General features: G+C 77.4%; 3 protein-coding genes. 1 reads left to right on the forward strand and 2 read right to left on the reverse strand.

What is annotated here, in order from left to right:
• Window positions 1-71: 71 nt before the first annotated feature.
• Entirely contained in the window at window positions 72-584 is a 513-nt protein-coding gene (locus ACFC1F_RS38935) for a hypothetical protein (RefSeq protein ID WP_376165858.1), read from the reverse strand.
• 527 nt (window positions 585-1,111) lie between these two features.
• Complete coding sequence (locus tag ACFC1F_RS38940; RefSeq protein WP_376165861.1) at window positions 1,112-1,813, reverse strand: hypothetical protein; 702 nt, start codon at window positions 1,811-1,813, stop codon at window positions 1,112-1,114.
• 339 nt (window positions 1,814-2,152) lie between these two features.
• On the opposite strand from ACFC1F_RS38940, the gene ACFC1F_RS38945 reads away from it, so the two are divergent.
• Window positions 2,153-3,406: a cytochrome P450 gene (locus tag ACFC1F_RS38945; RefSeq protein WP_376165884.1), complete on the forward strand. Its 1,254-nt coding sequence runs from the start codon at window positions 2,153-2,155 to the stop codon at window positions 3,404-3,406.
• Window positions 3,407-3,519 lie beyond the last annotated feature (113 nt).

A 3,519-nucleotide genomic window follows, 5' to 3' on the forward strand; every position in this document is an offset into this window, starting at 1 on the left:
ACCCCCCCCCACCGCCGCGTCGGCAGCCGGTCCCGGGACCGGGACCGGCACCGGGACCGGGCGGCGCCGGATCAGCCCGGGTGGAAGACGATCCGGACGTTGGCGTCGACCGGGAGGATCAGCACGTTGCCCGCGTCCCAGGTCCAGTCGTGCGGGATCAGGAACATCCGGCCGTCGGCCTGCGCCAGCAGGCGCAGGCCGCGGTAACGGTAACGGAACCGCTGCCCCGCCCCCGCGTCCGGCAGCGCCCGCTCGTCCACCCCGGACCACTGGAGGTAGAGCCGCTCGGGGGTGTCGAGGACGACGGCCGGGCGCAGCGCCAGGTTGCCGGCCAGCCGCTCGGCGTCCGCCTCCCCCTTCTGGTGGGCGAAGCCGCCGGCGGCCCAGAACGAACAGAGCACGATGAGCGCCGTGCTGATGCCGAGCGCCGCCCGCTCCCCGGTCAGCGGGTAGGGGGCGCCGGTGGTGCGGACGGCGAGCAGCCGGGCCAGCACGACCAGCAGCAGGGCGCCGCCGAGCAGCAGGGGGGTGCCCATCGGCCCCGCGTCGATCACCTCGAACCCGGCCAGGAAGCCGAGCACCACCAGCGGGACGACCAGCAGCGCGACGGCCCCGCAGGCCCGGCGGACGACGCGCCGGCCGTCCGTGCCGGTACGGACGGTGCGGGTCGCCAGGTGGTACGCGAGCGCGGCCAGCAGGGCGCCGCAGAGGGCGACGCCGGCCGGGAGGTAGAGCGCGGGCGAGCTGCGGAGCAGGAGGTCCTGGGTGCCGAAGCCGATCGTCGCGGCGTCCAGGCCGAAGTAGTGGTAGAGCGAGTCGGTGTAGGCGAAGCCGAAGAAGAACAGCAGCGCGGTGATGAGGGTGGTCGGCGCGACCCAGGACGCGATCAGGCCGAGCCAGCTGCTCCACGAGCGGCCGGCGGGCGGCTCGGGGGCAGGCGACTCGGGCGGCTCGGGCGGCCCGGCCGTAGCGGCAGGCCCGGCCGTGGTGGCGGGCCCGGCCGTAGCGGCAGGCCCGGCCGTGGTGGCGGGCCCGGCGGCGGGCCCGGCGTCCGGGTCGGCGTCCGGGTCGGCGGCGGGCCCGGCGGTGGGCGGCTCCTCCTCCGCAGGGTTCAGGGCGTGCTCCCACTGCCCGCCGACGCGTTGCCGGCGCTGGTGCCTGCCGAGCCGCCCCCGTTCTCGTTGCCGCCGTTCTCACCGCCCCCGCCGTTCTGCCCGCCGTCCTGGCCCCCGTTCTCATTGCCCCCGCCGTTCTGGCCGCCCCCGTTCTCGGTGTCGTGCTGCACTGCCAGCCCGCCCGAGGCCTGAACGGACTGGCTCTTTCCGCCCGCGGTCAGGGTGAAGCAGACCTTGGACCCCTCCGAGGTGGGCTTCGGGCCGGGAAGTTCGACCGTGGCGCTCGCCGTACCTCCCGCGAACTCCACGCTCGTGGAGCCCGAGGACTTCGCGCCGCCGGCACAGTTGTTGACCTGGGTCACGGTGGCGGTGAAGGTGCTGGTCACCGAACTCGTGAGCGTCAGATGGGCCGTCGGCCAGATTCCGGTGGCGCTCGCCGACACGTTGCCCGCTCCGCTGAACCCGCCCTGGTTGCCGCCCGCCTGCGTCCGCTTGTCCTGGGGCTGCTGCCCCGAGCCCTCCGCCGGGGGCGTGTCCACCGGCTCTGCCGCGACGGCCGCCGAGCTCGCCGCGCCGGATCCGGAACCGCCGCCGCCTCCCCCGCAGGCGGCCAGCGCCGGCAGCAGCAGGGCGGCGGCCAGCCACCGGGCCGGTCTTCCGACGCGAGGGCGGGGCGTGGTGGGCGGGGTCCCGGGCATGCATGTCTCCCATCGGTGGGCGAGCAGCGGTGAGGGGCCGGGGCGGCCTCGCCGAACGGTACCCGTCCGCACACGTCGTGACTGTCCGCCGCCCGGGTGGCATTGCCCCGCCCGGTCCCCCGCCCGGAGCAGCCGCCGGAGCAGCGGGCCGGCCTCGGGGCGCGGCCTGACCGGTGACCACCTGTTGACGTACAGTCAGGTGCGCCCGGCACCCGTCCGAGTGGCCGGTCCAGTCGTCAGAGGAGCACTCCCGTGGCCACGGAAGCCCACCCCGCCCCCGTACCGCCGCCCGCCGGTGGGGCCGCCGACGGGGCCGCAGACAGGGCGGCCGGCCGTCCCGTGCCCGAGCTGCCGGCCGAGGCCGTGGCGCGGTGGCAGGCCGAGAAGGCCGACCTGGTCGAGCTGTTCGCGCGGGCGCAGCGCGAGCTCGGCGGCGTCGCCGCGGTCCGCCTCGGGCCGCGGCCGACCGTCCTGGTCACCGACCCGGAGGCCGTGCAGCACGTGCTCGGCCGCCACCCGGACCGCTACGTCAAGCGCTCGCACCGGGCCCGGATGCTGGCCGGGGAGGGTGTCCTCTCCGCGACCGGCGACGCCTGGAAGCGCCAACGGCGCATGCTCCAGTCCCAGTTCACCGGCACCGGGATGCGCCGCTACGAGCAGCGGATCGTCGAGGCCGCCCGCCACGCCGCCGACCGCTGGGCCGGGTACGCCCGTACCGGGGAGCGGTTCGACGTCGGCGAGGAGATGCGGCACTTCGCCCTGGACACCATCTGGCGGGCGCTCACCGGCCGTCCGCTGGACGACCGGACGGACCGCGAACTCGCCGCCGTCGCCCGGGTGGTGGCCGCGATGCCGACCCTGCCGGCCGACGCCGCCGGGATCCCCGAGGCGGTCGCCGCCGACCTGGCGCGGATCGACGCGGTCGCGCACGCCGCGATCGACGCCGCCCGGCGCGGGCCGGCCGGGGACGGGCTGCTGCGGGTGCTGGTGGAGGCGGGCGAGGAGGACCCCGCGTACACCGACCGGCTGATCCGCGACGAGCTGGTCACCCTGCTGGTGGCCGGGCACGAGACCACCGCCACCACGCTGACCTGGCTCTTCCTCCTCCTCGACCGCCACCCCGAGGCCCGTGTCCGGGCGCTGGCGGCCGGCCCGGAGGGCTCGGCGGAGCGGCGGGAGGCGATCCAGGCGCTGGTCAGCGAGACGCTGCGGCTCTACCCGTCCGCGTGGATCCTGCCCCGGCACGCGGCCGAGGACGACACCCTGCTGGGCCACCGGGTCGAGGCCGGCACCGACGTCATCGTCAGCCCCTACCTGACCCACCGCGACCCGGCGCTCTGGCCGGACCCGGAACGCTTCGACCCGGACCGGTTCACCACGGCCGGCGCCCGTCCGGCGCACCTCGGCGCCTACTACCCCTTCGGCCTGGGCGCCCGCGCCTGCCTGGGCACGCAGTTCGCCGTGCGGGAGAGCACCGCCCTGCTCGAAGTCCTCCTCCCCGCGTACACGCCGCGCTTCCTCTCCACCCCCGCCGGCGCCGCCTACAGCATCACCGTCCGCCCGGACGGGCCGGCCCCGGCGGTGCTGGGCTGAGCAGGGCCCCGGGGGGGGCCCCCCCGGGCCGCCCCGGGGGGGGGGGGGGGGGGGGGGGGGGGGGGGGGCGCCCGGGGGGGGGCGGGTGGGGGTTCCCACCCAGCGGCGCCCGG

The organism is Kitasatospora sp. NPDC056181, assembly GCF_042266225.1.
In the GTDB taxonomy this organism is placed as follows: Bacteria; Actinomycetota; Actinomycetes; order Streptomycetales; family Streptomycetaceae; genus Kitasatospora.

Coding starts and splice junctions, on each gene's coding strand:
- ACFC1F_RS38940 (WP_376165861.1), bottom strand. CDS start 1,813: ATGCCCGGGACCCCGCCCACCACGCCCCGCCCTCGCGTCGGAAGACCG.